3 protein-coding genes and 1 pseudogene are annotated in these 3385 nt (G+C 40.6%); all 4 read right to left on the minus strand.

The features are described from left to right. Positions 1-605 (minus strand): RNA methyltransferase (locus tag F6K13_RS24700; protein WP_287288668.1); only part of this gene is annotated, 605 nt, incomplete at its 3' end. 300 nt (positions 606-905) lie between these two features. Continuing rightward, on the minus strand, positions 906-1682 hold the full coding sequence (locus tag F6K13_RS24705; protein ID WP_124143602.1) for an amino acid ABC transporter ATP-binding protein: 777 nt from the start codon (positions 1680-1682) through the stop codon (positions 906-908). 133 nt (positions 1683-1815) lie between these two features. Further along, positions 1816-3081: an RNA-guided endonuclease TnpB family protein gene (locus F6K13_RS24710; RefSeq protein WP_124154183.1), complete on the minus strand. Its 1266-nt coding sequence runs from the start codon at positions 3079-3081 to the stop codon at positions 1816-1818. 85 nt (positions 3082-3166) lie between these two features. Then, positions 3167-3385 (minus strand): annotated as a pseudogene (locus F6K13_RS24715) (amino acid ABC transporter permease); the annotation flags it as partial.

Here is a 3385-nt window from a genome sequence, read left to right on the forward strand (position 1 = left end):
CCAAAGATTTGTCCGTATTCCATCAGATAATACCTATCGTTCATTAAATCTATTGGAGCTTCTAAATTAGGGGCCGGGTTAGGTGGACTATCCTGACTTTTTTGGTCGCTCAGTGCTATAGTTTGCAAATGATATAGTTCATAACAACAGATAGCTACTGCTTGAGCCAGATTTAGTGAACGATAGGTATTATCTGATGGAATACGGACAAATCTTTGGGCATAGTTTAATTCTACATTAGTTAAGCCTCTGTCTTCTCTGCCAAATATTAAGGCTGCTGGATATCCTAATAGCCAAGGTAGGGAATGTCGGGGGTTTTCTAGCTTGGTGGGTAATGAACGGTCTAGGGATGTTGTGGCGATCGCTCTTTGACATCCTTTCAGTGCTTCAGGTAATGTTTGAACTATGGTGGCCGTTTCTAAAATTTCTGGGGCATGAACTGCCATTTTCCTGGCTTCTAGTCCATGGGGGTCGCATTGAGGATTAACTAAGACTAGGTGATGGAAACCCATATTTTTCATAATCCGGGCTACAGAACCAACATTCAGTGGTCCGGCAGGTTCTACTAATACTATTCTTATTTGTGTTGATTGTTGTTTAAGCATTAAGGGAAGAGGGAAGAGGGAAAATCTGGCGTTATCTGAGTTTGACAGCGCAATTCATTATATGTATTTGGTTTTTACTCTGATTTTTTAGTTGAATAAAAAGTCATGTATATGGGCAAACGCAACCCAATATATAATTCTATTCTCAGATTATCACGATTTTTTGTGACATACAACCCCTAATTTTTTGAGCTTCAGAAAATGAAGTTGATGAGTAAATCAAATCCCTTCCATTTGTTCTGTGCTTCTGAAAGCGAGAGAACTCAAAGGCATATTTTCTCAACTCCAGCTTTTTGAAACCTACAAAATCTGTGACAAAAATTGGCGCGTGCGCTCCTCCTTCGGGTTTTGAAAAAATTCTTCTGGGGTCGCCTCCTCTACCAATAACCCATCAGCCATTAATACGATCCGGTCTGCCACCTCCCTGGCAAAACCTACTTCATGAGTCACAACTACCATCGTCATTCCCGAATTTGCCAAATTTCGCATTACATCCAAAACTTCTCGCACCATCTCTGGGTCTAATGCAGAAGTCGGTTCGTCAAACAACATAATTTTTGGTTGCATCGCTAAAGCGCGGGCGATCGCCACCCTTTGCTGCTGACCGCCAGAAAGTTGACCGGGAAATTTTTTTGCCTGTTCCAAAATACCCACTCTTTCCAAAAGTTGCATTGCCACTTCTTCCGCTTTGACTTTTGGCCATCGACGCACCCATATTGGCGCTAAGGTGACATTTTGCAAAACTGTGAGATGGGGAAATAAATTAAACTGCTGAAATACCATTCCCACATCTCGCCTAATTGCCTCAATATTTTTCAAGTCATGGGATAAACTGATGCCATCAATAATAATGCTACCTTTTTGATATTCTTCTAAAGCATTAAAAGTACGGATAAAGGTGGATTTACCTGAGCCACTTGGCCCCATAATTACTACTACTTCTCCACGTTTTACTGTGAGACTTACTCCACGAAGGACATGAAAATTATTGCTGTACCACTTTTGAACATCTCTAGCAACTATTGCTAAATCAGAATTTATTTGTGCTTCAGTTTGTTTGGTTTTTGTTTCTGTCATGGAAGGGAATAGGGAATAGGGAATAGGGAACAGTAGGAAAAATATTTCCCTGTCTAAAGATAATTATCAGTATAAGTCCGCGCCTTATCTGTCTATTTCTATAATACCTGTGACATCCTCCCGACGCTGACCTCTAGGAGGTGCAGTGCGGGCTTCCAACATCGCTGTTAGACATTGCTGCCCTGCGCCACTTGTCTAGACAAAAAGTCCCCGACAGCCCGACTTGACAGCCCATTTCTTGCCCCCAGAGTCCCTGGGTACTAAGTTGCTCATAACCTCGGTTACATATTTCCTGTGCTGAAGCTACGTCTCTATCAGCCTCATATTTGCATTCTGGACAGCTATGCCATCTATTAGAGAGTTCTTTTCTGACTAGACTACGGCAGTTTGGGCAAGTTTGAGAAGTACCTTTGTGGTCTACTTGAGCAACGTATACTCCCCGCTGTTTCCCAACATCAAATAAAATACTCCTAAACTGTCCAAAACCTGCATCAACAGTATGTTTACCCAAGAAACCTTTAGCCATGGTTCTAAAATCTATGTCTTCTACAAAGATAGTCTCAGCCATGTCGCATAATTTATGGGCTAATTTGAGCTGATAGTCTTTGCGTCTGAATGCAATATGATTATGCTGTTTCTCTACTTTAATCCTTGCTTTCTCATAATTAGCAGAACCCTTATTTTTCTTAGACAATCTGCGTTGTAGCACTTTCAGCCGACTATGCTCTGTCTGGAAAAATTTTCGTCCAGGTTCTACGAAACCATCACTGGTCGCTAGGTATTTATCCAGTCCTACATCTACCCCGATGAAATGCCCGTGGGGTAGGGGTTCTGGAATAGAAATATCAGATTGAATAGTAATTACAGCAAACCACCCCATTGCCTTCTTTAGTATCCTGACCTGCTTGACAATAAAATCTTCAGGTATTGGACGATGCAAGTTTATTTGGACTTTTCCTAATTTAGGGAGTTTGAGAAGCCATCCTGTAATCGGATTGACTTTAAATTGAGGAAACAACATAGACTTCATTTGTCCGTACTTTTTGAAGCGAGGAAATCCATAACCTCTGTTCTGGAAAAAGTCCCAAGCATCGTGCAATCTTCGGATAGTTGTCTGCAATACCTGAGAAGGAACAGCAGCTAGTCGCGGAAACTCTTTCTTAGCCTTGGGGAGATTGTTTTGCTGTTGCTGATATCCAGGGAATGGGTAATCAGCACTCATAATATACTCACTGTCCAAACTACACCGGTCTATTGGACATTTTCTCGAGGCAATCCAATCCTTAAGTTCTCGAAGAGCATAGTTATAAGCACTACGAGAAGTTTCGAGCCATTCATTCAATAACTCGACTTGTTTTTGGTCGGGATAAATTCGATAAGTGTAGTTGAGTACGAGCATAGTTTGAACGATACCACAAAGCGCAATTGCTGTAAATGCTGATTTGAAGGGATCGATAGATAACTTTTGACTACTTTTGTTTTTGTTAATGATCGGTATTTAATTTTTTTTCTAACTGCCGACTTCCAATTGACATGGCATAACAAATAATCCAAAAAAGTATGCCGTTAAATAAATAAACTTCTGCATAATCTCCTAAAAATTGTGGTTGAGCTAAGATTGAGCGACTCATGCGTAATAATTCTGATAATCCGACGATTGATAATAAAGTTGTATCCTGAAATAGACTAATAAACTGACCAGA

Origin of the sequence: Okeania sp. SIO2B9 (genome assembly GCF_010672505.1) — a bacterium.
In the GTDB taxonomy this organism is placed as follows: domain Bacteria; phylum Cyanobacteriota; class Cyanobacteriia; order Cyanobacteriales; family Microcoleaceae; genus Okeania; species Okeania hirsuta.